Source organism: Thalassotalea sp. G2M2-11, from assembly GCF_017168195.1.
Lineage (GTDB): Bacteria > Pseudomonadota > Gammaproteobacteria > Enterobacterales > Alteromonadaceae > Thalassotalea_E.
The window spans coordinates 322,753-346,906 of the sequence record NZ_JADNYL010000001.1 but is presented as its reverse complement, the minus strand read 5'-3'; the positions used below and the strand labels follow the sequence as shown (position 1 = coordinate 346,906).

Genomic DNA, 24,154 nt, shown 5'->3' with positions numbered 1-24,154 from the left:
CCCCGAGCCTCTACGGTCGGGCTAAAAAATTACGATAAAAATGGTTCATTACTCGGACTTAATGTTGTTAACTGTGTGTTCAGTAACTCAATAAATATCAATTAAGACGAGTAGTTAGTAGGTTCAATGCGGGTGCCAATGCTTTCACCGTTTAGCAAATGCACTATTTGCTCTGGTAATTGCCAACTGGCCACCGCGATACTTCGTCGTAATTGATTTGCAGCATGAAACGCTGCATTGACTTTTGCTGTCATGCCACCAGCAATAGTGCCATTATTGATTAATTGCTGTGCCAACGACTGATCTAAACTAGTAAGGTAATCACCTGATTCTCCCTTTACACCGTTAACATCAGTCAACAATAACAACTCAGCATTTAATAACTGACAAATTACCACCGCGGCATCATCAGCATTAACATTGACCAGTTCACCATTTGCTAATGCGCCAATAGATGAAATCACGGGTAAAAAGTTCGCTTTCAATAGGGTATCTAATAATTTACTACTATGAGGCTGAGGCAGCCCCACTTGACCTAAATTTTGTTCATTTAATGTACAGGTGACCATATCACCATCTTTTAACGATAAACCCACTGCAGAAATATCTAAACTGGTTGCACTAGCTACAATAGACTTATTAACGGTACCAGCTAATGCCCCAGCAATAACCGGCATTTGCGCTGCAGGTGTGACGCGCAAACCATGTTTTTTCTCAGTGGTAAAACCACATTGAGCAAGCATATCATCAACGACGCAACCACCACCATGTACTAACACAATCGACTGATTGTTTAATGATTTAATTACAGTCAACAGTTCGGTCAATGCACTGGCACTTGCTAAAATAGCGCCGCCAATTTTAATCACTAATGGTTTGTTTTTTACAATGCGCTTCATCAGCAACTTCCTCTTAGTGCAGTATTTATTAAGCCATAATCACTGGCCAAGCCTAAGCTGATATTCGCACACTGTATTGCTTGCGAGGCAGCCCCTTTTAGTAAATTATCAATGGCGCAACTGACCACCAACACTTGTTGATCTTGCTCATATTTCCAGTGCACATCAGCAAATGGTGTGTGGGCAACATTATCTACTTTTGGCCAAGTATCCACTAAACGTACTAATGGTTTATCTTGATAAGTCGTTAAATAAGCTTGCTTTACTTGTGCTTCCGTCACATCGGCTTTTAACTGCAATGTGATGGTGACCAATAAGCCTCTTTTATACGGCGCAAGATGAGGATTAAAGATTACCGAGGCACCCGCTTCCTGGCTGATTTCTGGCTGATGACGGTGCTGTAAAATATTATAAGGTGTTAAACTTACCTCATTAAAACTCGTTGCTAATGATGCTTTCCTACCTGCACCACTGACCCCACTAACACCATTGACCACAATTAAGCCATCCATTTTATGAAGTTGATGATGCGTAATTGGTTTTAACGACAACAAACTTGCTGTTGGATAACAACCTGGCACAGCAACTAAGTTAGTTTGTTTAATCTCTTCTGCCTGCCATTCAGCTAACCCGTATACTGCTTGGTCTAATAACTCGCTGTATTGGTGTTCAAACTCATAGTATGTCGGGTAGTCTTCAAGCTTTTTCAGCCTAAAGCCACCAGATAAATCAAATACTTTCACACCATATTCAATAAATGCTTGTGCCCATGTTGCGCTAAATTCATGAGGTGTAGCGAAAAACACAGCATCTAAGTCACCCGCCGCTTGTGCTAGCCATTGAGCTGAAAATGGTGTTAAAGGTAAATCACAAATACCTGCATATTTAGGATGAAGCTCAGAGAATGTTTTTTCAGCCGAACTACTGTGCTCTGACACCACTAAATGGTTTAACGATATTTTATCGTGCCCACAAAGTAATGCGATAAGCTCAGCGCCAACATAACCACTTGCCCCAATGACAGCTACCTTCATACATCCTCTTCTATTTGCAATTTTATTCATTAATAACGGTAATTTTTTACAAATTCCCTCGCAAAACACCTTGTTTTTACGGGAAACCTTTATCAAGCAGTTGTTTTTAAACTAAAACATATGAGCTTTATTAACTATAGATGTAACTTAGAAAATAAATTTCGTAGCCAGATAGTATTTGCTTCATTAAACTATTGGTTGATAATTTATCACTCAATGGGTAGTTATGCAACTTTTTAACATAACTATCTAAAAAATAATTCGAGGTTTTTTTTAATGCCATTACCCAACTTTAGTGAGTCACTTTTTCAGCTGATCGCCAGTCCTTCTATAAGCTCAACCCAAGAAAGTTGGGATCAAGGTAATAGAGATATTATTGACTTATTGGCCACTTGGTTCAGTGAATTAGGGTTTAGCATTTCTATTCACCCTGTGCCAGATACTCGCAACAAATTCAATTTGTTAGCCAAACTCGGTTCCGGTGAAGGAGGGCTATTACTGGCAGGCCACAGTGATACTGTGCCTTTTGATGAAAACCGCTGGCAGTCAGATCCACTGAAGGTTTTAAATCAAGATGATAAGTTTTTCGGCTTAGGTACATGTGACATGAAAGGTTTTTTCGCATTTATTCTTCAAGCAGTGAAACAGCTAGATGCTAAAAAGCTCACTAAACCACTTTATATTTTAGCTACGGCTGATGAAGAAACCACCATGGCAGGTGCACGCTTTTTTGCCAACAGCCAAGATATCAAACCCGATGTCGCAATTATTGGTGAACCAACAGGCTTAGTACCTGTGATCATGCATAAAGGTCACATGTCACATCGCATCAAAGTAAAAGGTCAATCGGGTCATTCTAGTAAACCCAGCTTAGGCGTTAATGCGATTGAGATCATGTATCAGGTGATTGGGCAATTAATCGCCCTTAAAGAAAAGTTTGCTGAAAATTTTCATAATAACGCGTTCGACGTTGCAGGCCCTACCCTCAATTTAGGTGCAATTAAAGGCGGCGATAATGCTAACCGCATCTGTGGTCATTGCGAGCTAGATCTTGATATGCGTTCACTGCCCGGTATGACGGATGCAGAACTAATACAGTTGTTGGCTGAGGCCATTGCACCATTAGCAGAAAAATACCCTGATAGGATCAGTTTTGATGAACTACACCCAAGTTCTCCAAGCTTTGAACAACAAGCATCTTCACCATTAGTGACCTTAGCAGAAGAAATCAGTGGTCATAGCTGCTGTGCCGTTAATTACGCGACAGAAGCACCGTTTATTCAACAACTTGGCTGTCAAACTATCGTATTAGGACCTGGTTCAATCAACCAAGCGCACCAACCTAATGAATTTTTAGCTCATAGTGAGATCAGCCAAACTAATAGAATTCTGACCACGTTAATTGAAAAGTATTGTTTATCGCCTTTGCGTTAAGACGCGAATTCACTGATGATGATCTGAGATGTTCTCACTAAATTTCGGCCGGTAGACTTTGCCTGAAACATTGCCTGATCAGCTTTGCTAATGGCAACTTCAATGTCGTGGTATTCTTTGACAGAGCAAACGCCAAAACTGGCCGTCAAAGTGATCTTTCCCTTATCTGACTCAATCGACAATTGCTCAGTTTGCTGACGTATTCGCTCTGCGACATCCACAGCATGTTCTATGTCTAATTTTAGGTAACAACAGATATTATCTAGAGGTTTTGTTCCAAAGCTTTTGATGGCTTTTCATCGAGAAAAACTCACTGGCATCCCAACAACGGGGTAACAAATCTAACTTTTTGCGCTCTTGGTAGTTTGAAGAGAGCTTCTCCAAGATTTCATTGAGTCGCTCCTTACTGATTGAAGAAAAGGCCTTGGCTGTGTCTGTATGGTATAAGTTAACACTCAGTGGCACTTCAATGTCTTGTCCATGACCAATAAAGGTTAAATTACGTGTAGCTGTTCTACACAGCGGATGATCTAATGTATTTGGGTATAATTGATTAACAATAGCATACTCATACTGTTCCCCTTCTTTACCATCACGATCTCTGGGAATATAGGTCACACCAAAGCCTTGTGGGAAGTCACCAGTTATTTCATGTAAAGTATCAACAACGTACTGACTACAGGTGCCCCGTTCAGCATTTTGATCAAGCGCTTGGTAGACCTTTGGCAATAACTTATAGTTATAGCTTGGCTTGGTTGATAGAATGATTGAAGTATAAATTTGTGGGACTTTCAGTAAGTTACCTATGCCTTGTTTTGGCGAAATAGCATTTTTTAATAAATGCTTAATGAACACTAACTTACTATGCTCTAACAGATTAAATTTATCACGTTCTGTTTTAGAGTTGCCTACATACAAAGCAGCGCCAATACCTTCGACCAAGAAATTAATCGTCTCTCGATAGTTTACCTGTAGTAATGATTTACGCTCATCAACCGGTAAGGTTCGATGAACATCAAGTTTGCCATCATCACCCGTTAAGATTTTTAGTGCGTCTTGATGAAAATTACCGATATCTTGCAATAGCGCTGCCATTACCAATGGAATTTTGACATTATCAACAAATGCTTGATAACTCTGTGCATCGACCTTCGGCCAATTTTGGTAGTTATCACCATCAATGTTATGTAAATACTGCTTTAAGTGCCCATCATGAGCAATAAAAGCTTCATCAATACATAGCTTATCTAATAACCTAAGACATAAAATTGCACGGTATAAAGGCTTACTTTTTTCATTGGCTTCGGCAACTTTTTTACCTTGAGTAGGATTTAGTAACTGAATAGTGCCCAGCATTTGCGCTGACTTACGATTACATTCGTTAAAGTTATTACCTTCAGTTAACTCAACAATTTCCCGACAAATATTAAGCAAAAACTGATGTCGCTCATTACTTTCATCTTTGAGTTCTTGTTTTATTTCTCGATACTCTCGCTCAGCTTTTGCAAGCTGCTTCTTGATTTTTTCATCTCCAGGTAGAGATTTAAGCTCGACAATTCTGGTTTTTAAAGTATCCAGCTTATTTTGATTTAAGGGTTGGCTTTCATAATAAGCCATGGCCCGTTCGAGCAAAGAATCTTTGACAATACTTTTGCCATATAACTTATTAATTATTACTTTCACTTGAGCAGTGAAATGAGTATCACTATAAACTTTACCCGACATAAATCGATATACTTGGTTGTCAATGATAATAAGGTTGATTTTATGCTAATGAATAATGCATTAAGACTCAAGTCATTATCATTGATATTATTAACGACTAATTATAACCATAGCCTATTTTACAAAGTATTGATGCTTTTTAATTTTACTTGATGGTGACGATCAATCAATTGACGGCAAATACTCACCAAATCAGAATGTAATCCACCAGCGGTAACATCTCGACCAGCACCAGGGCCTCGAATAATTAATGGGTTATCGTGATACCACTGACTTTTGATCAAAAACACATTGTCACAAGGCGTTAAGTTGGCAAACGCATCATCGTTATTAAGTACTTCTAGACTGACACGCGCATTAATTGTTTCACCTTCAATACTTAACCTAGCAATATAGCGAATACACTGATTATTTTGCTTAGCCGCTAAAAACCGTGAAGCAAAATATTCATCAAGTTGTTCAGCATTCGCTAAAAACTCTTGAGTGGACAAAGATTGTAGAGATTCAGGCACTAAATTTTGGCAGCTAATATCTGATAACGATAGTGTTAAACCCGCCATGCGCGCTAAGATCAGCAATTTACGCTGGACATCTCGACCAGATAAGTCTTCACGTGGATCTGGCTCAGTGATCCCTTGCGAGAGCGCGTCATGCATTAAGGTCGAAAAAGGCACGCTATTATCATAACTTTCAAACAGCCAAGATAGCGTACCTGAAAAGATACCAGAGATTTCGGTAATGCTATCACCACTGTTTAATAAATCTTGTATTGCATAGTTCACTGGCAAACCCGCACCTACGGTAGTGTTACCTAACCATAAACTTTTATTGGCCTTTGCCGTAGCTAACAAGTGTTGATAATGCTCAATACTGGAAGATGCCGCCCATTTATTCGCACCGATCACATGAATTCCTTGTTTAAAAAACGCTGGGTAAAGTAAGCTAAACTCTTCACTTGGAGTAATATCAACGACAATTAATTCATCATAAGGATGATGAGATAGCCACGACATTAACAACTCATGATCATAATGCTGCGCCTCATGCTCAAACTGTATCATTGCCTTGCTGACATCTATACCATCATTATTAATCAATGCTTTTTTCGATGACACTAACCCCACTAAATGAATATTTTCTAACAATGGAATACAGGCTAATTGCTCAGGTAGCATGGCTAAAAAGCGTTCACCAATATTACCAAGCCCTGCAACAACAAGACCGATATGGCGCACATCTTTCGTCATATTATGATGTACATGATTAAGCAATTCTACCGAACATGGCTGAATTAATACCGCAATTAAACTATGCTCATAAGCCGAGTCAGCGATGGCAAACACCCGTTCATGCTTTAAGGTTCGCTTAAATCTTGCTTTGATATCACCATGGTGAATAACACGATGTCCAACTGTAGCAATAATGGCTGCGGGGGTAAAAGACACTTCAGTATCATGGCTGGCTAACCATTGGCTAACGGCTTTTTGCTGCTGTTGATGGATCACAATATAGCCGGCTTTATTATCACCACACACACATTGAAAACGCTGTTGAGCTTCATCCCCAAGTTGTCCGATAAAACTCTCAGATTGTGCAAGCAGTAATTCATTTAAGTAAGTTACCGATAACTCTTGCTTGGCAATCTGACCAAATTTACCAATTTCAGTACCACTGATCTGATGATCAAAGCTACTGGCAACATGCAAATGTGTACTGTGATCCGTTAATGGCTGCAATGTTTTAGCATGCAGCACAGGGTTACCTAAACGGCCTAACTCTTTTGCTACGCCATTAGGTAAACGATGTAGCTTTCGTGCCGACGGAACAATTCGAGGATCAGCACTATAAATACCATCAACATCCGTCCATAACGTCACATTTAATGCGCCTGATAAGGAAGCCATAATGGTCGCCGAATAATCACTACCATTGCGCCCTAACGTACAGGTCTTTCCTTCGCTGTCTTGACAAATATACCCAGTAACAACCCCTAGTTTATTGGGCTGAACTAACTGAGAAAATTGTTCTTGGCTTAACTGATTATCTACTAAGCATTCTCTTTCATTGTTAATCACTAAAAATTCACGGGCATCTGCGTAATAACTAGGGCAGACACGTTCACTTAAAATCGCAGAAAGTAACCGTGCTGACCAAAGTTCGCCAAATGATAACAGGTCGGCTTGATGTTGTTCTGGAGCATGCGCTAGCCAATATTTTAATTGATGGACATCGGAGCATAAATAATCCAACATTCTATTGGCACTAGCGGGGCTCAATAAATCCTCAATCAATTGCGCTTGGACTTGCTGTAGTTCATCAATCGATGCGTGTAATTGACTATCTTGAGCCATTGCTTGTTGATAAATATGAAATAGCGCATCAGTAGTATCACCATTGGCAGAGACGACAATCAAATCATTCAATTGACAATGCTGACGGATAATATCAATCACTCGCTCAATACATTGAGTGGTCGCTAAGCTACTGCCTCCAAATTTATGGATTTGCACGGCTTGTTTAGCAAGCTGGTTTCGTTCTGCAGTTAGCTGTTCTACAACATTTACATGGCTCATAATGCGCTCAAATTCATCAATAGGTGTTAAAAATTTAGCCTTGTTGGCTAACCGTCAATCCATGGTCTAAATCAGCAAGAATATCGTCAATATCTTCAATACCCACGGAAATTCGCACTAACGATTGGGTGATCCCTGCTTCAAGTTGTGCCTCAATTTCCATGCCTGCATGTGTCATGGTTGATGGATGACTGATCAAGCTCTCAACACCGCCAAGCGATTGTGCCAGCGTAAACAATGACAAATTATCAAATAACATTTTTACCGCTTCCACGCCGCCTTTGAGCTCAAAACTCATCATCGAACCGGCACTCACTTGCTGTTTTTTCGCGATAGCATAATTTGGATGCTCGCTAAAGCCAGGAAAATAAACGTGCTCAATTGCCGGATGATTCTTAAGAAATTTCGCTACTGCATCAGCATTTTCTTGGTGCTGCTTCATACGTAACGGTAGCGTTTTTAAACCACGTAGCGCTAGATAGCTATCAAAGGCACTACCTGTGATGCCAATACAATTTGCCCACCAAGCGAGCTCTTCACCCAAGGCTTGCTCTTTAGTCACCAAAACCCCACCAACCACATCACTGTGACCATTGATAAACTTAGTGGTTGAATGAAAGACGATATCAGCACCTAAGGCTACTGGCTGCTGCAATAATGGTGATAAAAAGGTGTTATCAACCGCAACCAGCGCTCCCGCCGCCTGACTTGCCTGCGTAATGGCTGCAATGTCAACAATACGTAATAACGGGTTACTCGGCGTTTCAATTAACACCAACTTAGGTTTTTGCGCCAACGCTTGACTTAGGGCGTGATCATCATTTTGATCGACAACCACTAGGTTGAATAACCCACGTTTTGCTAAATGGGTAAATAATCGATAACTACCACCGTAACAATCATGCGGGATCACAACAGTATCTTCAGGCGTTAACAATTGACACAATAAGTGCACCGCAGACATACCAGTGCTAGTCACAATCCCAACACTACCTTGTTCTAGTTCAGCAATAGCATCAGCAAAGGTTGCACGCGTTGGGTTGCCCGTACGCGAGTAATCAAATTGTCGCTTATCATTAAAGCCTTTTAATGCGTAGGTACTCGATAAATGAATCGCTGGCACTACTGCGCCATAATGTTTATCGCTATTTATACCTGCTCTCACCGCGATTGTTGATGCTTTACCCGCTGCCATGATTTACTCCAAATGCTGAAAATTGATGATTTTTCATCATCAAGACCAAATAGATGTTTGGACGTCCAAAAGTCTAAATGTTTTAAATTATTGGGTCAAGAACTTTAGACATCTAAACTTCTACACATTCATTATTGACTCGCTACCGTTAACCAGTAAAATCTACTCTAGATACCATTGTGTTATATAAGCTGGTCAAACGATAACATAATATTTAATTAATACTTTATTTGAGGTAATTCATGGCTGAGTGGAATGGTGAATACATAAACCCCTATGCCGAGCACGGTAAGAAAAGTGAGCAGGTTAAGAAGATCACCGTTTCTATACCTTTACGTGTGTTAAAAGTGTTAACTGACGAACGCACTCGCCGTCAAATTAATAACTTAAGACATGCCACAAACAGCGAACTGCTTTGCGAAGCATTTTTACATGCTTTTACTGGTCAGCCACTACCGGATGATGCTGATTTAGCCAAAGATAATGAGCAAAAATTACCCGCAAGTGTCAGAAAGTTACTAGAAGAACAGGGTGTTACTGACTTCAGTCAATACGAAAACGACGAAGATTAAACTTTCTTCTACCACATAAAACAAGAAAGGCCCGCGGGCCTTTTTTGCTTTTAAGCTCTTTTAATGGCAATTAAGCCATATAATCACTTGGCATTTCCAGTGCTGCTACACCTGAATCAATCGCCGCTTGTGCAACCGCTTTAGCTACCCTTCCGCGCAATCGAGAATCCGTTGGTTTCGGGATAATATAATCTTTGCCAAATGACAGACTCTCTTCACAGCTAGCTTCTAATACTTCTTTGGTCACAGGCTCTTTTGCTAATTCACGAATAGCATGGACACAAGCCACCTTCATTTCATCATTAATGGTGCGTGCTCTGACGTCTAATGCTCCCCTAAAAATAAACGGGAAACAAAGCACATTATTCACTTGGTTAGGATAATCAGAACGACCTGTCGCGATAATCACATCGTCTCTTGCCGCCTTAGCCAGTTCAGGCTTAATTTCAGGATCAGGATTTGAACAAGCAAAAATCACAGGTTTTGCCGCCATCATTTTAACATGCTCAACCGCTAATACGTTTGGACCTGACACACCAACAAACACATCTGCGCCTTCAATCACATCTTCTAATGTGCGCATATCAGTATTATTGGCAAAAAGTTTCTTATACTCATTTAAATCATCACGGCGAGTATGAATAACCCCTTTGGTGTCTAACATATAAATTTTTTCACGTTGCGCGCCACATTTAATTAGCAATTCCATGCAGGCAATAGCAGCCGCTCCGGCTCCCATGCAAACAATCTTAGCTTCTTTTAATGCTTTGCCTTGGATCTCAAGCGCATTGATCATCCCCGCTGCCGTCACAATAGCGGTGCCATGTTGGTCATCGTGAAATACTGGTACTTTACAACGCTCAATCAGCGCTTTTTCAATCACAAAACACTCTGGTGCCTTAATATCTTCTAAGTTAATACCACCAAAACTATCTGCAATATTAGCGACAGTAGAAATAAACTCATCAACCGTTTTATGTTTCACTTCAATATCAAATGAATTAATTCCAGCAAAGCGTTTAAACAATAATGCTTTCCCTTCCATCACAGGTTTTGAGGCCATACCGCCTAAGTTACCTAGACCTAAGATTGCAGTCCCATTCGTGATCACCGCCACACTGTTTCCTTTACCGGTGTACTTATAAACATCATCTGGATTTTCAGCGATAGCCCTAACTGGCTCAGCTACACCTGGGCTATATGCTAGAGAAAGATCTTGGCTGGTTTCTGCCGGTGTAGTAATTTCAACACTAATTTTCCCCGGTTGTGGGAACTGATGGTAATCAAGCGCTTGTTGAGTGAAGTCTGTCATTATCTGTCCTAGGAGCGTTATATTTATATCAATATATTATATATTTCAAACTATCTATTTCTTTTTGTTATTTTTAATATTAACGTATTTCTAGCGTGACATTCAAGCTGGCAAACGGAATCTAAGACTTAAATATCAACCTTTACCATACGATTTTTCTAATAGATTTTCATATTATTCTGCTTAATATTCATTATGCGTTATTGGGCAAGAACTCAGAAGATAGACGAAGATAATCGAACTTCGATCAATGGATGATAAATAACGTTAAAATGTGGCGATTTTCGACAAACAACAAGGTGATGAGCTGGCATATAGAAATAGTTATCAGCATAATTAACTAATACACAGAAGCAATAACTAGCAACAAATAAATATAAAAAAACCACCCATAAGGTGGTTTTTTTTAACAGAAACTGAAGTTACTCATCAAAAGGGTTTACCAAAATGATGGTTTCATTTCGATCAGGACCTGTTGAGATGATATCAACTGGCACACCTGTTACTTCTTCAATACGCTTGATGTAAGCTTTGGCGTTTTCAGGTAAGGCATCAACAGATGTCGCACCTACCGTATTCTCACTCCAGCCCGGCATAGATTCATAAACAGGAGTTATTTCTTCATACCCTTCTGCTGCTGTCGGAGGCACAGTTAGCACTTCACCAGATTTTGTTTGATAGCCAGTACAAATTTTTAACTCTTTTAAACCGTCTAACACATCCAGTTTGGTTAAGCAGAAACCAGTAATACTATTTATCTGCACTGCGCGATGCATAGCAACAGCATCAAACCAACCACAACGACGCTCACGCCCAGTAGTAGCACCAAACTCATGACCGACAGTCCCTAAGTGATGACCAATTTCATCGTCTAGCTCAGTTGGGAAAGGCCCTGAACCCACACGTGTCGTATACGCTTTAGTGATACCTAAGATATAATCTAAGTAACGCGGACCAAAACCACAGCCTGTTGATACACCACCCGCTGTAGTATTCGATGACGTTACATAAGGGTATGTACCATGGTCAATATCAAGTAAAGTACCTTGGGCACCTTCGAACATGATAGAGTCACCAGCCTTGCGCGATTGATCAATGATTTCAGAAATATCTGCAATCATACCCATTAGCACTTCTCGTACTTCCATCGCACCTGCAAGAACTTCTTCGTAATTAACGGCTTCAACCTTGTAATACTGGGTTAAAGAGAAGTTATGGTATTCAACAATTTCTTTTAACTTAGATGCAAAGGTTTCAGCATTAACTAAGTCTCCAACACGTAAGCCTCTACGCGCGACTTTATCTTCATAAGCGGGACCAATACCACGACCTGTGGTACCAATTGCTTTGCTGCCACGTGCTTTTTCACGTGCAGCGTCTAATGCATTATGATAAGGAAGAATAAGTGGACAAGCATCACTGATCAATAAACGTTCACGAACGGGTACACCTCGTTCTTCTAACATTTTGATTTCAGTCATTAATGCTTTTGGACAAAGCACCACACCGTTACCAATTAAACATTTTACATTGTCACGTAATACCCCAGAAGGGATCAAATGTAAGACGGTTTTTTCACCATTGATAACTAATGTATGACCCGCATTGTGGCCGCCTTGATAACGCACAACATACTTGGCTTTATCTGTAAGAAGGTCTACGACCTTACCTTTACCTTCGTCACCCCATTGAGTGCCGAGAACTACGACGTTTTTACCCATGTTCACATTTTGGAAAAAAAATTAGGCGGGGATTCTACCAAAATAACAAATCGAGTCCAAGCAATTATTTGCTGGTTTTTAATACAATTTAAGAATATCTTCTAGTGAGAACAAGTTAACTCGTCAAAGCATTTTATTAAACCAAGTGCCAATTAACTCGCTAACCATAAAAGTATGATGCCAATAATAATAATGGTAATACCGAGAGAACGGATCGATTGCGGTGTTTCTTGCGCTAACTTCAACACATATGCACGCCATTTATTGGGAAACAAAGCGGGAATAAGCCCTTCAATAATCAATGCTAAAGCCAGTGCGGTGAGCAATAGCTCAAATGTCATCTTCATCGTTTATAAACTCGATTGTTAGTGCCTTGATAAACAAAAGCCATGACACTGTCATGGCTTTTTCAACTAATGAACGTGTGTGATCACTACTGTACTTTAGCGCTTTTTTTCAAGTAATGAAAAAATTCACTATCAGGCTTGACCACTAAGATATCATTTTTATTACTAAAGCTTTTTTCATAAGCCATTAAACTTCTGAAAAAATCAAAAAACTCGGCATCCTTACTATAGGCATCCGCATAAACTTTTGCCGCAAGTGCCTCACCTTCACCACGAATTTCAAACGCTTGCTTTTGCGCCGTTGCTAACATAACGGTGACTTTAGCATCGATGGTTGCGCGAATAATTTCTGATTGCTCTTGACCTTGTGAGCGATGCTCCTTGGCAACAGCAGTTCGTTCAGCACGCATACGATCATAAATTGAAGCGCTTACTTCAGCTGGAAGGTTAATTGCTTTTACTCGCACATCAATCACATCAATACCAAGATCTTTACGACTAGATTCAGAGCTCTCCAATGCTTTCGCCATAATGTCATCACGATCCCCAGAGACAATTTCCTTGATTGTGCGCGAACCAAACTCAGTTCTTAAGCCATTATTAATCTTTTGTTTTAACAAGGCACCTGCATTTTCAATAGAGCCTGAAGTACGTAAGTAATAGGTAGAAAAATCGACAATACGCCACTTAGCATACGAATCCACCATTAAGTCTTTCTTTTCAGAGGTTACAAAACGATCAGGTGCTTCATCCAGTGTTTGAATACGTGCATCAATTTTACGTACCGTTTCAATTAACGGAAACTTAAAATGTAAACCAGGCTCATAAATCACCGGTTTATTGTCTGTGTCTTTTTTCATTTCTGAAAACTTGAACACAATAGCTCGCTGACCTTCAAACACGATAAAAAGCGATGAAATAACTAAGACAAACAATGCGGCAAGCACAGCAATTATAAAATTCTTCATCGCTTAGTTTCTCCCATTATTAAATCGATCACTACGCCCTGACATCGCAGGTGCGGAACTCGTGGTATTATTAGTTGATGAACTTCTCACATTTGGTGCTGATTTAGGCAATATTCGTTGCGTACCTGACTGTTGCTCCATAATTTTATCTAATGGTAAATAAATCATATTATTACCACCTTCTACATCAACCATAACTTTGCTGGTATTGCTATATACCGTTTCCATCGTTGAAAGGTATAAACGTTTTCTTGTCACATCAGGTGCAGCTTGATACTCAGGTAAAAGTTTTTCAAAACGTGCAACTTCACCTTCTGCATCTAACACTGTTTGTTGTTTATAAGCCAAGGCTTCTTGTTCCATACGCTTCACTCGACCACGCGCTCTTGGCTCGATACCACGAGCATAAGCTTGAGCTTCACGCAGGTAACGTACTTCATCTTCTTGCGCTGCAATTGCGTCATCAAAGGCATCTTTCACCTCTTCTGGCGGGCGGGCATCTTTAAAGTTCACATCAACGACAATTAACCCTAAGTTATAAGGCTCAATAATTTTATTTAACTCAGCCCAAACATCTTGACGCACTTGTTCACGACCACTCGTTAAAATATCATCCATTCTTGAGTGACCAACCACATACCTTAGCGCACTATCTAATGCTTGGCTCAAACTGTCATCCGCATTAGTTACGCTAAATACATAGCTTCGCGGGTCAACCACTCGATACTGAATTTGCATTTCAACACGAACAACATTTTCATCTTGAGTCAACATAAAGCCTGAGGCCGGTAAATCACGCGTGGTTTGGATATCGATAGGAATAACACGTTCCATAAACGTCCATTTCCAACGTAATCCAGGATCAACCATTCCCGTGTATTGACCAAAACGTAAAACAATTCCTTTTTCGGCTTCTTTCACGGTATAAAAACCACTAAAGGCATACACTAAAATAGCAATAATCAGCACTAAGCTAATACCAATAGATGAGAAGCTTTTTCCACTACCACCAGAAGGCTTACCACCAAAGATGCCACCAAATTTATTACCTAGATCTTTTAACAGGTCGTCTAAGTCGGGTGGCCCTTGATTATTACCACCTTTGTTTTTCCAGGGATCTTTATCGTCTTTCCCCGGTTCATTCCAAGCCATGATGCTCTCCGCTATTCAAAAAAATTGGAAATTGACATAATAAGTCAACATTGTGCTTAATATATCAGTCTGTTAACGTTCGATAAAGTCTTCTATTAAGGCTTCATCCTGTTTAATTAATCTTTGCCACTCTTTCATGGGTAATTTCACTTGTAAAAGACAGTTCCCTTGCTCATCGTATTGCTCATCATTAATGCAATTAAGCTGATAGAGTGCGCCGCGTAATTTTCCATAATTAGGGGGAATTTTAAGACAATATTGCACAACTTCTTGCCCTAATCGCTCAGCTAAAGCGGTAAACAGCAAATCAATCCCTATGCCTTGTTGCGCCGACAGCCATACCCGAATTGGCTTGCCCGTATCGTCTCGATCGATACGTGGCTCGACATCTTCTAGTCGATCAATTTTATTGCAAACCAGTAATTGTGGCACTTCACCTGCCTCAATTTCATTTAACACTTCTTGTACTTGTTCGATATTCTCACTACGGCGTTCATCAGCAATATCGATCACATGGAGTAATAAATCAGCTTCACGCGTTTCAGTTAATGTTGCTTTAAATGCGGCAACTAAATCATGCGGTAAGTGCCTAATAAAGCCAACCGTGTCAGCCAAGATCACTCGCCCAACATCCTCGACTTCAATTTTTCTCAACGTTGGATCTAAGGTAGCAAATAACTGATCAGCAGCATATACATCGGCTCGCGTGATGCGGTTAAACAAGGTGGATTTCCCCGCATTGGTGTAACCTACTAAGGAAACGGTTGGTATTTCCGCACGATTTCTTGCTCGACGCCCTTGCTGACGTTGCTTTTCTACTTTCTCTAGACGTTTTCTGATGCTGCCCATACGTTCACGCAATAAACGTCTATCCGTTTCTAATTGGGTTTCCCCTGGGCCTCGTAAACCTATACCACCTTTTTGCCTTTCTAAATGCGTCCAACCACGGATCAGTCGCGTGCTAATATGACGCAGCTGTGCGAGCTCTACTTGTAATTTACCTTCATGAGTACGGGCACGCTGAGCAAAAATATCTAAAATCAAAGTAGTACGATCAACGACGCGACATTGACATAAGGCTTCAATATTTTTTTCTTGTGATGGTGAGAGGCTATGATTAAATAAGATGACATTGGCATCATACAATTTCACGGCATCTGCAATTTCTTGCGCTTTACCACTACCAACAAAATATTTAGTGTGTGGGGTATTACGTTTTCCAGTGACAACTGTTAAAGCGTCAATACCCGCAGAATCCACAAGCATTTCAAACTCTTGTAAATCCTCTCGGGCATTTTCATCAGGAAAGTCTACATGAACAAGTATCGCCTGCTCACCTGCTTGATACCTATCAAACAAATGAGCGACTCCGTACAATACTGGCTATGATCATTAATCTTCTTGATCCATAGATGGGTTGTAGCCAGCTTGATTTGCTTGAGGCGAGGTATTCACTGCTCTGGCTGGTACCACAGTTGAAATAGCATGTTTATATACCATTTGACTGACGGTGTTTTTCAGTAATATCACAAATTGATCGAATGATTCTACTTGTCCTTGTAGTTTAATCCCATTCACTAAGTATATTGCAACTGGAATGCGATCACGACGTAAAGCATTCAAAAATGGGTCTTGTAACGATTGCCCCTTTGCCATTATTTGGCCCCTTTTGTTATTGTTGTGAAACCTAATAGTTCAATTTGAACTGTTCATTAATTCTTTAACGGTGCTCTTTTTATTTATAGTAAATCTACACATAGTTTACTATCTAATAATTTTAATTATACATCAATGTTTAAAGTTTGCTTAGCACAGTTAAAATTTGATCTAGGTTGTTTTCATCTTCCATATTCAACCATTGCAAATTTGGCCAATTTCTTAACCAAGTTAATTGCCGTTTTGCTAACTGCCTTGTTGCACAAATCCCTCTAAACACCATTTCCTTATGATCAAACTCACCATGTAAATATTGCCACATCTGACGATACCCCACACAGCGTATTGAAGGTAAGTCTTGATGTAAATCATTACGCGCTATTAATTCAGCGACTTCTTGTTCAAATCCTTGAGCGATCATTTGCTCATATCTTAGCGCGATGCGCGCATGTAAATCTGCTCGCTCTTTTGGCGCAATGGCAAATTGTAAAACATCACCAGTAAGTGTTTCACCTTTAATCGCCGTTAATTGCGTCAATGTTTTACCTGTCAGACGATAAACTTCTAATGCCCGCGTAATACGCTGGGGGTCATTTGGATGAATTCGCGCCCCTGACTCAGCATCAACATTCACTAACTCTTGATGTAGCCACGCCCAACCTTTGTCTTCTGCCTGCTGCTCAATTTCTTTGCGCACATTGGTATCGGCTTGCGGTAAAGGTGAAATACCTTCGATCAAGCTTTTAAAATACATCATAGTGCCGCCAACCAATAAGGGAATACGACCTTGTCCGCGAATAGTTGCAATCTCGTTTAACGCATCCTGACAAAACTCAGCAGCGGAATAACTTTCACTGGCATCACGAATATTAATTAATCGATGTGGATATTTTGCCAACTCTTTTGCTGTTGGTTTTGCCGTACCAATATCCATATCTCGATATACCAGTGCCGAATCAACACTAATTATGTCACAAGGTAAAGCATCAGCTAATTCAAATGCCAACGCGGTTTTACCTGAAGCTGTTGGCCCCATTAAACAAATAACGGGAGGTTGCTTTGCTGACTGTAATGAAAAAGGTGACATAATAACTTATTCTAACGCCTGTATTGCTGATGTAAGGTCGACTTCAACTGAATTCAAGAGCAGTACTTGATTAATTTCATCCCCTTTTAACTCAAGAGTTTGTTGATACAACCATTGAACTTGTTGTTCATCAAATTCATTGCGTTTTTTTTCAGCAATGACCCGTGCCATGATATGTTGCCAATCACTGTCACTTAACGCTTGCTCCTTGGCATTAGCAAGACATAAAGTTATTAAGTGCTCAAAACTATTACTGACATCTTGGTTACGCAGCAAAGCAGGATATTGCCGGATTTGTATCGACTGTTTATCCAAAATATGACACACAATACCTAGTTGATTGAGTTCTTCTTGATGCTGTTCTACAAACTGGTGATTATCAGGCGGTAAAGACAACTTTATCGGTAATAATAATGGCTGGCTAGTTAAGCCTGTCGACCATTGTCGGGCTATTTTTTCCTGCTGCAACAAACAATACAGCTTTAATAAAGACAGCAATCTAGGCTGACCCGCCATAACAAAAAGCGCATAATCTGGTGCGACAAAATGCAATGGGGAGTTAGCGACTTGAACACTGCTTTGCTCAACCTCTCGCTCTGCTGCCACCTCGGTCACTTCATCAGGGAGATTAATAGGCGTCATTAACCGTTGATAGTTTTCACCCGCCAAAGCTGAAATCCCAGCACGATTAATTGGCCGATAATTAACTGATTTTGGCGCTTGCTCAGTTTGCTGATCAGCCTGTTGTAATTGACTGACATACTCACGACTTTGTTGATACGCCTGAGCAATTGCCTGCGTTGCTGTTGATAATGAACTACCTTGATGTGATGCAAAATGATCTATGTTGTCATCGAGTGCTTGCTCCTGTATGGGCGGTATTAACGCTTGATGACAAACCGAATAAATAAAATCATGCACATAACGCCCCTGATGAAATCGCACTTCATGCTTAGCTGGATGAACATTAACATCAACTTCTTTAGCATCAAGTACTAAAAATAACACAAACGCAGGGTAACTCTCATTCGTTAACAACTCTTGATACGATTGACGAATAGCATGATTAATTAATTTATCACGCATCATGCGCCCATTAACATAGCTATAACACATATCATTTTGATTACGACTATAGCTTGGTTGTGCTAGCCAACCTGATAGCTCAAGCCCATCATGCTGACAATCAATTTTAACCGCATGATCAATAAACGCCTGACCACACACTTGCGCAACTCGCCTATCTTTTTGTGCATCTGAATTAGCAATGCGGTATTGACGAATAGTTTTACCGTTATGCGTTAAGGTAAAAGCAACATCAAAGCGTGCTAAGGCGATCCGTTTGAGGACCTCTTCAATATGATTAAATTCCGTTTTTTCTGTGCGTAAAAATTTTCGTCGAGCCGGAGTATTGAAAAATAAATCAACCACATCAATTGTTGTCCCATCGGAATGTGCAGCTGGCTGAATAACAACATCCATATCACGCCCCTGAGCGCATGCTTGCCAAGCGTTTTCCTGTGATGTTGGCTTAGATGTCAACGTAAGACGGGCTACTGAACTGATACTGGCGAGCGCTTCGCCTCGAAAGCCAAGCGAACCGATTGCTTCTAAGTCCGATAAGTTTTTAATTTTACTGGTAGCATGGCGGCTTAACGCTAAGGTTAATTCATCTTTAACAATGCCTTTGCCGTTATCACTAATGCGAATACGTTTAGCACCACCTTTTTCAATATCAACCTTAATGGAAGTAGCACCGGCATCTAAACTATTTTCAATCAGTTCTTTCACCACAGAGGCAGGTCTTTCTACCACTTCGCCTGCCGCAATTTGGTTGGCAAGCCGTGCTGGTAAAATTTCTATCGTCATGAATAATTGTTCTTATAATTAATTGGTACGTGGAATTTTTAACATTTGCCCAATACGGACAACATTCGAACTTAAATTATTAATTGCTTTTAGTTGCCTCACCGAAACATTATAGCGCTGCGCTACTATCGACAAAGACTCCCCTCTCGATATCTTATGTTTCTTTAAACTGAGAGAAGCTAATAATGTCCCTTGAGGTGGGTTAGCTTCAAAATAGTGATTAATCGCTTTAGCAATGGCATTAGCTAATTTATATTGATGTGCCGAATTATTTAATCGCCTTTCTTCACCTGGATTGGAAATAAATCCGGTTTCAATCAGTACTGATGGAATATCCGCTGACTTTAATACTGCTAAGCTTAAACGCTCGGGTCTTTTCTTATGTAATTTCGTCACCCTTTTGATCTGATGAAGCACATGTTCAGCAAAATCATAACTACTGGCCATAGTATATTCTTTTTTCATGTCCGCTAAAGTAATTGCTAGATTTTTATCTTTTGTCTTCTTTATCGTTTCACCCGCACCACCTAATAACTCAGACTCTTTCTGACGATTAGCGATCCAACGAGTGAACTCCGAATCCGCACGACGAGTAGATTGCACCAATACAGATGCCCCATTTGGTCCCTGAGAAGTGAATGCATCTGCATGAATAGACACTAATAAATCTGCGCCACTTTCACGTGCTAACTCCGTTTTACGATCATGATTGACATAATAATCTCCTGTTCGGATCATCACAGCTTTAAAACCAACTTGCTTATCAACCAATTTAGCCAATTTTTTTGCGATAGCTAAAGTGACCCGTTTCTCATACGTTCCGTTCGCCCCGATAGAACCGGGATCTTCACCACCATGCCCAGCAACAATCGCAACAACAATTGACCGTTTATCATCAGGGGTATGCGTTAATACAGGTTTTGACACCCTATTTTTATCAAATAAATCAATAACTAAACGGTTACCATATTGCCCAGCTGGCGCTAACGGGAAAAGGTTAAGTTTATATTTCTCTTTTAATTCAAGCACTAATCGGGTCGAGTTTTTATCTTTTGGCGTTGAAGTCCGAATTTTAAGGATTCGATCATCATTATCAGCAAGCTGTTTCAACGCCACTAAGTTTCGGGTGTTTTTTAAATCTATCACTAATCGATCAGGGGACGATAAACTGAAATAGCTATATTCTGGCGTTGTTTTGAGATCAAGCACGACTCGAGTATTTTCAGGGGCAGGCCAAACACGCACACCATCAATACTGTTACTCATGCTCGCATAGGCAGCGTTAATAATGACGGTGCTTAACACCACAATTATTAAAAATAATAACTTGTTATTAACGCGTGATGTCATTGATATCAACCTCTTTTATTCAATGCTATTAATAGCTGTTTACCTAGCTCACTTTTTGCGACCAACTCTACTATACGCCCATCTCCCTGATACGCTATGTTGATCATCATATCAGCTGATGCTAATAACCCTTCTCCCTTTTCAGGCCATTCGATAAAACAACAACAATGCTCATTAAAGTATTCGCGAATGCCCATAAATTCAAGCTCTTCAGGGTCTGCTAAACGATATAAGTCAAAATGATAAACATGCCAATCAGCCAACTCATAAGGTTCAACCAAGGTATAAGTGGGGCTTTTCACATTACCGCTATGACCCATTCCCTGCACAAAGCCACGCGTTAATGTTGTTTTACCTGCGCCTAAGTCTCCGTTCAAATAGACCACAATCCCCTGATTTAGTTCTGTTTTTATTACAGCTGCCATTTGATTGCCTAAATCAACAGTCGCTTGTTCATCCGCTAATGGTATGGTTAAACAAGGAAGTGAATTCTCATCTCTTGTTATATTCGATTCCATGGTCATAAATTTTTGTGCTCTTCTGGTTTAAAAGGTGCTGAATCTGTGGCAATAAATCACTTGCTAACATACCGATTTTACCCGATTGCATAGCAAGCCTATCAGCTGCAGCACCATGAATATATACGGCTAAGCGAACTGCATCAATGGTTGAAGACATCTGCATGGCTAGCGCGGCAATTATACCTGATAACACATCGCCCATGCCACCCGAAGCCATACCTGAATTGCCACTCGTATTAATCCAAACATCATGACCATCACCAATTAAGGTGCCAGCCCCTTTTAACACACAAATGCCGCCATACTTTTCAGTGATCTGTTGAACCGCTGCAAACCTATTCTGTTCAACATCAGCAATCGAGCAAGCAAGTAATTTAGCCGCCTCACCCGGATGCGGTGTTAACACCCAATCTTGACGGTAACTTGGTTGCTTCGCGAGTAAACTTAACGCATCAGCATCGAGCACACACGGTTTGCAAGAGCTTAGCACACAATCAAATAGGCCTTGCGCCCAATCACTTTGCCCAAGCCCAGGGCCACACAATAACCACTTTGCTTTTTGATAAAAATGGGAATCGGTCAATGCTTGCTGATCGGCAGCCAATAGCATTAACTCAGGTCGTCCATTTGCCACCATAGAGACATTATCACCATGACAACAAACTGTAACTAATGAAGCTCCAGCTCTTAGCGCCGCTTCACTGGCAAGACGGATCGCCCCTGGCATACCTTGGCCTCCACCGATGGTCAACAATTGACCAACATTACCTTTATGACTGGCAGGCTGACGTTTGGGATTACTTGGTAACTTCGCACGCCCTTGTGAGCAACACGATTGAATGTAAACATTTGAAGAAATAGTGTGCTCAAAGCTCTCTGCTAAGGTCAGTGACGCAAAATACAAATGGCCACAATAATTTGCCGCTTGTCCGGTAAACAGCCCTTGCTTAGCAGCAATAAAGGTCACTGTCGCTTTGGCAGTTATCGCAGTATTTTCTACATAACCTGTGCTGGCATTAAGCCCTGACGGCACATCAACACTGACCACAGGAAGGTAGCTGTCATTGACAACTTCCACCAACTGCGCAATTTCTTTTGGCAATGCCCCTTTAAAACCAATACCAAATACTGCATCTACCACCAAATGAAACTGTTCATCACTGAGAAAACCTGCCGAAAGTGTCCTTTCATTTTGATAGATGAGCGTCACTTGACTCGCCAATAAATGCTCAAAGGCAATCTTCGCGTCTCCCTTTAATTCGGTAGGCTGACAACATAAATAAACCGTCACCGCCATGCCATGTGCTTGGGCAAGGCGCGCAATGACAAAGCCATCACCGCCATTATTTCCTTTACCACACAGTACTAACAACTTGTCAGTATTCGGATAAGTGAGTTGAAGATAATCAAATACCGCTGCCCCAGCCATTTCCATCAGCTTCGTCATGGCAATCGACATTTTATTCGCAATCCGCGCTTCATTTTTCAGTACCTGTGTCGCGCTATAGGCTCTTTGTGGTAAACTCTTCAGCAATTTTTCATCTCGCATCAACTATTTGACCTTTCATGACAGCTTCCACTATCAACTATCAAGAATTAGCAGAAAAAATCAAGTCTTGGGGCAAAGAACTCGGTTTTTCACAGTTAGGATTTAGTGATGTCGACCTATCGAAACACGAAAAAGCGTTACAGAGATGGTTAGCCAATGACTACCATGGCGAAATGGACTACATGGCAAAGCATGGCATGATGCGAGCAAGGGCCGAAGAATTGGTACCTGAAACAATTCGCGTGATCAGTGCTCGCTTAGATTACCTTCCAAGTCAGGCAAAATTTGCTCAAACGTTAAAAAATAAAAATAAAGCCTATGTCAGTCGTTATGCCTTAGGGCGTGATTACCACAAGTTAATGCGTAAACGATTAAAACAGCTTGGTGATAAAATACAACAATATTGCCAGCAGTTTAATTACCGCCCATTTGTTGATTCAGCACCTATTTTAGAACGTCCTTTAGCTGAAAAAGCAGGTTTGGGCTGGGTTGGTAAACACTCACTATTAATTAACCAAGAAGCTGGTTCTTGGTTTTTTCTGGGGGAATTGCTGGTCGATATTCCTTTGCCTATCAGCACACCCTCCACTAACCAGTGTGGTAGCTGTGTTTCTTGTATTAAGATCTGTCCGACTCAAGCTATCGTTGAGCCTTATGTGGTTGATGCCCGTCGCTGTATTTCATATTTAACCATTGAACTTAGAGATGCTATTCCTGAAGAGTTTAGACCGTTAATTGGCAACCGTATTTATGGCTGTGATGACTGTCAATTAATTTGCCCTTGGAATCAATATGGCCAGCTGACAAAAGAATTAGACTTTGAAGCGCGGCAACAACTTGATGATATCAATCTACTCGAGGTGTTTGCCTGGACTGAACAAGAGTTTTTAGATAAAACCCAAGGCTCGCCCATTAGGCGTATCGGCTTTGATTGCTGGCAACGCAATATCGCGGTAGCCTTAGGGAATGCAGATTATCAGCAAACCATCATCGCGGCACTTTCCAATCAACGCCCTCATGCCTCTGCGATGGTGGCTGAACATATTGATTGGGCACTAGCCCAGCAAAATCAAAAAAAGAAGGCTTTGTCGGAACAAGCATTTAGCATTAAAGAGACAAATAAACGCTTATCTGCACGGCTCATTCGCTCGGTAGAAAAAGGCTTGCCTCGTGATGCTTAAATATTTATT

The 24,154-nt window shown here is 40.6% G+C and carries 21 protein-coding genes; 3 read left to right on the top strand and 18 right to left on the bottom strand.

Going from position 1 to position 24,154, the window contains the following annotated elements:
* Window positions 1-101: 101 nt before the first annotated feature.
* Together argB and argC are read right to left on the bottom strand one after the other, a co-directional pair.
* Window positions 102-899 (bottom strand): acetylglutamate kinase, encoded by a 798-nt coding sequence (gene argB / locus IV514_RS01455; protein WP_206483141.1) that lies wholly within the window; start codon window positions 897-899, stop codon window positions 102-104.
* Window positions 899-1,933, bottom strand: coding sequence for an N-acetyl-gamma-glutamyl-phosphate reductase (argC, locus tag IV514_RS01450; protein ID WP_206483140.1), 1,035 nt, complete (start codon window positions 1,931-1,933; stop codon window positions 899-901). The genes argB and argC overlap by 1 nt, the downstream gene beginning before the upstream one ends.
* A 276-nt stretch (window positions 1,934-2,209) precedes the next feature.
* Here argC and argE point away from each other — a divergent pair, with 276 nt between their 5' ends.
* Window positions 2,210-3,367, top strand: coding sequence for an acetylornithine deacetylase (gene argE, locus IV514_RS01445; RefSeq protein ID WP_206483139.1), 1,158 nt, complete (start codon window positions 2,210-2,212; stop codon window positions 3,365-3,367).
* Here the strand turns inward: argE and IV514_RS01440 are convergent.
* The 4 genes from IV514_RS01440 to metB form a co-directional block, all read right to left on the bottom strand.
* On the bottom strand, window positions 3,364-3,600 hold the full coding sequence (locus IV514_RS01440) for a diguanylate cyclase (RefSeq protein ID WP_346776899.1): 237 nt from the start codon (window positions 3,598-3,600) through the stop codon (window positions 3,364-3,366). The two genes, argE and IV514_RS01440, sit on opposite strands and share 4 nt — an antisense overlap.
* 25 nt (window positions 3,601-3,625) lie before the next feature.
* Entirely contained in the window at window positions 3,626-5,092 is a 1,467-nt protein-coding gene (locus IV514_RS01435) for a hypothetical protein (RefSeq protein ID WP_206483137.1), read from the bottom strand.
* Between the two features lie 119 nt (window positions 5,093-5,211).
* Window positions 5,212-7,665: a bifunctional aspartate kinase/homoserine dehydrogenase II gene (gene metL, locus IV514_RS01430; protein WP_206483136.1), complete on the bottom strand. Its 2,454-nt coding sequence runs from the start codon at window positions 7,663-7,665 to the stop codon at window positions 5,212-5,214.
* A gap of 34 nt (window positions 7,666-7,699) precedes the next feature.
* A complete protein-coding gene (metB, locus tag IV514_RS01425; RefSeq protein WP_206483135.1) occupies window positions 7,700-8,860 on the bottom strand; it encodes a cystathionine gamma-synthase in 1,161 nt (386 codons plus the stop codon).
* A gap of 242 nt (window positions 8,861-9,102) precedes the next feature.
* Here metB and metJ point away from each other — a divergent pair, with 242 nt between their 5' ends.
* Window positions 9,103-9,432, top strand: coding sequence for a met regulon transcriptional regulator MetJ (gene metJ / locus IV514_RS01420; protein ID WP_206483134.1), 330 nt, complete (start codon window positions 9,103-9,105; stop codon window positions 9,430-9,432).
* 70 nt (window positions 9,433-9,502) lie between these two features.
* Here metJ and IV514_RS01415 read toward each other — a convergent pair whose 3' ends face one another.
* The 12 genes from IV514_RS01415 to IV514_RS01360 all read right to left on the bottom strand — a co-directional run bounded on the left by IV514_RS01415 (window position 9,503) and on the right by IV514_RS01360 (window position 22,964).
* Entirely contained in the window at window positions 9,503-10,744 is a 1,242-nt protein-coding gene (locus IV514_RS01415) for a malic enzyme-like NAD(P)-binding protein (protein WP_206483133.1), read from the bottom strand.
* 422 nt (window positions 10,745-11,166) lie between these two features.
* On the bottom strand, window positions 11,167-12,465 hold the full coding sequence (locus IV514_RS01410) for an adenylosuccinate synthase (protein WP_206483132.1): 1,299 nt from the start codon (window positions 12,463-12,465) through the stop codon (window positions 11,167-11,169).
* A gap of 152 nt (window positions 12,466-12,617) precedes the next feature.
* Window positions 12,618-12,806 (bottom strand): DUF2065 domain-containing protein, encoded by a 189-nt coding sequence (locus IV514_RS01405; RefSeq protein WP_206483131.1) that lies wholly within the window; start codon window positions 12,804-12,806, stop codon window positions 12,618-12,620.
* A gap of 92 nt (window positions 12,807-12,898) precedes the next feature.
* Window positions 12,899-13,780, bottom strand: a complete 882-nt coding sequence (hflC, locus tag IV514_RS01400) for a protease modulator HflC (RefSeq protein WP_206483130.1) — start codon at window positions 13,778-13,780, stop codon at window positions 12,899-12,901.
* A gap of 3 nt (window positions 13,781-13,783) precedes the next feature.
* Window positions 13,784-14,932, bottom strand: coding sequence for an FtsH protease activity modulator HflK (gene hflK / locus IV514_RS01395; protein ID WP_206483129.1), 1,149 nt, complete (start codon window positions 14,930-14,932; stop codon window positions 13,784-13,786).
* Between the two features lie 72 nt (window positions 14,933-15,004).
* Window positions 15,005-16,291, bottom strand: coding sequence for a ribosome rescue GTPase HflX (gene hflX, locus IV514_RS01390; RefSeq protein ID WP_206483128.1), 1,287 nt, complete (start codon window positions 16,289-16,291; stop codon window positions 15,005-15,007).
* 33 nt (window positions 16,292-16,324) lie between these two features.
* Window positions 16,325-16,588 carry an RNA chaperone Hfq gene (gene hfq, locus IV514_RS01385; RefSeq protein WP_206483127.1) on the bottom strand — a complete coding sequence of 88 codons (264 nt, stop codon included), beginning with the start codon at window positions 16,586-16,588 and terminating at the stop codon, window positions 16,325-16,327.
* A 139-nt stretch (window positions 16,589-16,727) separates the two neighbouring features.
* Window positions 16,728-17,675 (bottom strand): tRNA (adenosine(37)-N6)-dimethylallyltransferase MiaA, encoded by a 948-nt coding sequence (gene miaA / locus IV514_RS01380; RefSeq protein WP_206483126.1) that lies wholly within the window; start codon window positions 17,673-17,675, stop codon window positions 16,728-16,730.
* Window positions 17,676-17,681: 6 nt separating this feature from the next.
* On the bottom strand, window positions 17,682-19,544 hold the full coding sequence (mutL, locus tag IV514_RS01375) for a DNA mismatch repair endonuclease MutL (RefSeq protein ID WP_206483125.1): 1,863 nt from the start codon (window positions 19,542-19,544) through the stop codon (window positions 17,682-17,684).
* A gap of 18 nt (window positions 19,545-19,562) precedes the next feature.
* Window positions 19,563-20,894, bottom strand: coding sequence for an N-acetylmuramoyl-L-alanine amidase (locus IV514_RS01370; RefSeq protein ID WP_206483124.1), 1,332 nt, complete (start codon window positions 20,892-20,894; stop codon window positions 19,563-19,565).
* Between the two features lie 5 nt (window positions 20,895-20,899).
* Window positions 20,900-21,412, bottom strand: a complete 513-nt coding sequence (gene tsaE / locus IV514_RS01365; RefSeq protein WP_206483984.1) for a tRNA (adenosine(37)-N6)-threonylcarbamoyltransferase complex ATPase subunit type 1 TsaE — start codon at window positions 21,410-21,412, stop codon at window positions 20,900-20,902.
* Complete coding sequence (locus tag IV514_RS01360; RefSeq protein ID WP_206483123.1) at window positions 21,387-22,964, bottom strand: NAD(P)H-hydrate dehydratase; 1,578 nt, start codon at window positions 22,962-22,964, stop codon at window positions 21,387-21,389. The genes tsaE and IV514_RS01360 overlap by 26 nt, the downstream gene beginning before the upstream one ends.
* Window positions 22,965-22,981: 17 nt before the next feature.
* Between IV514_RS01360 and queG the strand changes: the two genes are divergently transcribed.
* Window positions 22,982-24,145: a tRNA epoxyqueuosine(34) reductase QueG gene (queG, locus tag IV514_RS01355; RefSeq protein WP_206483122.1), complete on the top strand. Its 1,164-nt coding sequence runs from the start codon at window positions 22,982-22,984 to the stop codon at window positions 24,143-24,145.
* Window positions 24,146-24,154: the final 9 nt, after the last annotated feature.

What these genes read in the sequence shown, in the direction of transcription:
- metB (WP_206483135.1), bottom strand. Translation starts at nt 8,860, where the DNA reads ATGGCAGCGGGTAAAGCATCAACAATCGCGGTGAGAGCAGGTATAAAT.
- IV514_RS01410 (WP_206483132.1), bottom strand. Translation starts at nt 12,465, where the DNA reads ATGGGTAAAAACGTCGTAGTTCTCGGCACTCAATGGGGTGACGAAGGT.
- IV514_RS01435 (WP_206483137.1), bottom strand. Translation starts at nt 5,092, where the DNA reads ATGTCGGGTAAAGTTTATAGTGATACTCATTTCACTGCTCAAGTGAAA.
- IV514_RS01415 (WP_206483133.1), bottom strand. Translation starts at nt 10,744, where the DNA reads ATGACAGACTTCACTCAACAAGCGCTTGATTACCATCAGTTCCCACAA.
- IV514_RS01360 (WP_206483123.1), bottom strand. Translation starts at nt 22,964, where the DNA reads ATGCGAGATGAAAAATTGCTGAAGAGTTTACCACAAAGAGCCTATAGC.
- metL (WP_206483136.1), bottom strand. Translation starts at nt 7,665, where the DNA reads ATGAGCCATGTAAATGTTGTAGAACAGCTAACTGCAGAACGAAACCAG.
- argB (WP_206483141.1), bottom strand. Translation starts at nt 899, where the DNA reads ATGAAGCGCATTGTAAAAAACAAACCATTAGTGATTAAAATTGGCGGC.
- hfq (WP_206483127.1), bottom strand. Translation starts at nt 16,588, where the DNA reads ATGGCAAAGGGGCAATCGTTACAAGACCCATTTTTGAATGCTTTACGT.
- IV514_RS01405 (WP_206483131.1), bottom strand. Translation starts at nt 12,806, where the DNA reads ATGACATTTGAGCTATTGCTCACCGCACTGGCTTTAGCATTGATTATT.
- miaA (WP_206483126.1), bottom strand. Translation starts at nt 17,675, where the DNA reads ATGTCACCTTTTTCATTACAGTCAGCAAAGCAACCTCCCGTTATTTGT.
- hflK (WP_206483129.1), bottom strand. Translation starts at nt 14,932, where the DNA reads ATGGCTTGGAATGAACCGGGGAAAGACGATAAAGATCCCTGGAAAAAC.
- IV514_RS01370 (WP_206483124.1), bottom strand. Translation starts at nt 20,894, where the DNA reads ATGACATCACGCGTTAATAACAAGTTATTATTTTTAATAATTGTGGTG.
- mutL (WP_206483125.1), bottom strand. Translation starts at nt 19,544, where the DNA reads ATGACGATAGAAATTTTACCAGCACGGCTTGCCAACCAAATTGCGGCA.
- hflC (WP_206483130.1), bottom strand. Translation starts at nt 13,780, where the DNA reads ATGAAGAATTTTATAATTGCTGTGCTTGCCGCATTGTTTGTCTTAGTT.
- queG (WP_206483122.1), top strand. Translation starts at nt 22,982, where the DNA reads ATGACAGCTTCCACTATCAACTATCAAGAATTAGCAGAAAAAATCAAG.
- argE (WP_206483139.1), top strand. Translation starts at nt 2,210, where the DNA reads ATGCCATTACCCAACTTTAGTGAGTCACTTTTTCAGCTGATCGCCAGT.
- metJ (WP_206483134.1), top strand. Translation starts at nt 9,103, where the DNA reads ATGGCTGAGTGGAATGGTGAATACATAAACCCCTATGCCGAGCACGGT.
- argC (WP_206483140.1), bottom strand. Translation starts at nt 1,933, where the DNA reads ATGAAGGTAGCTGTCATTGGGGCAAGTGGTTATGTTGGCGCTGAGCTT.
- tsaE (WP_206483984.1), bottom strand. Translation starts at nt 21,412, where the DNA reads ATGGAATCGAATATAACAAGAGATGAGAATTCACTTCCTTGTTTAACC.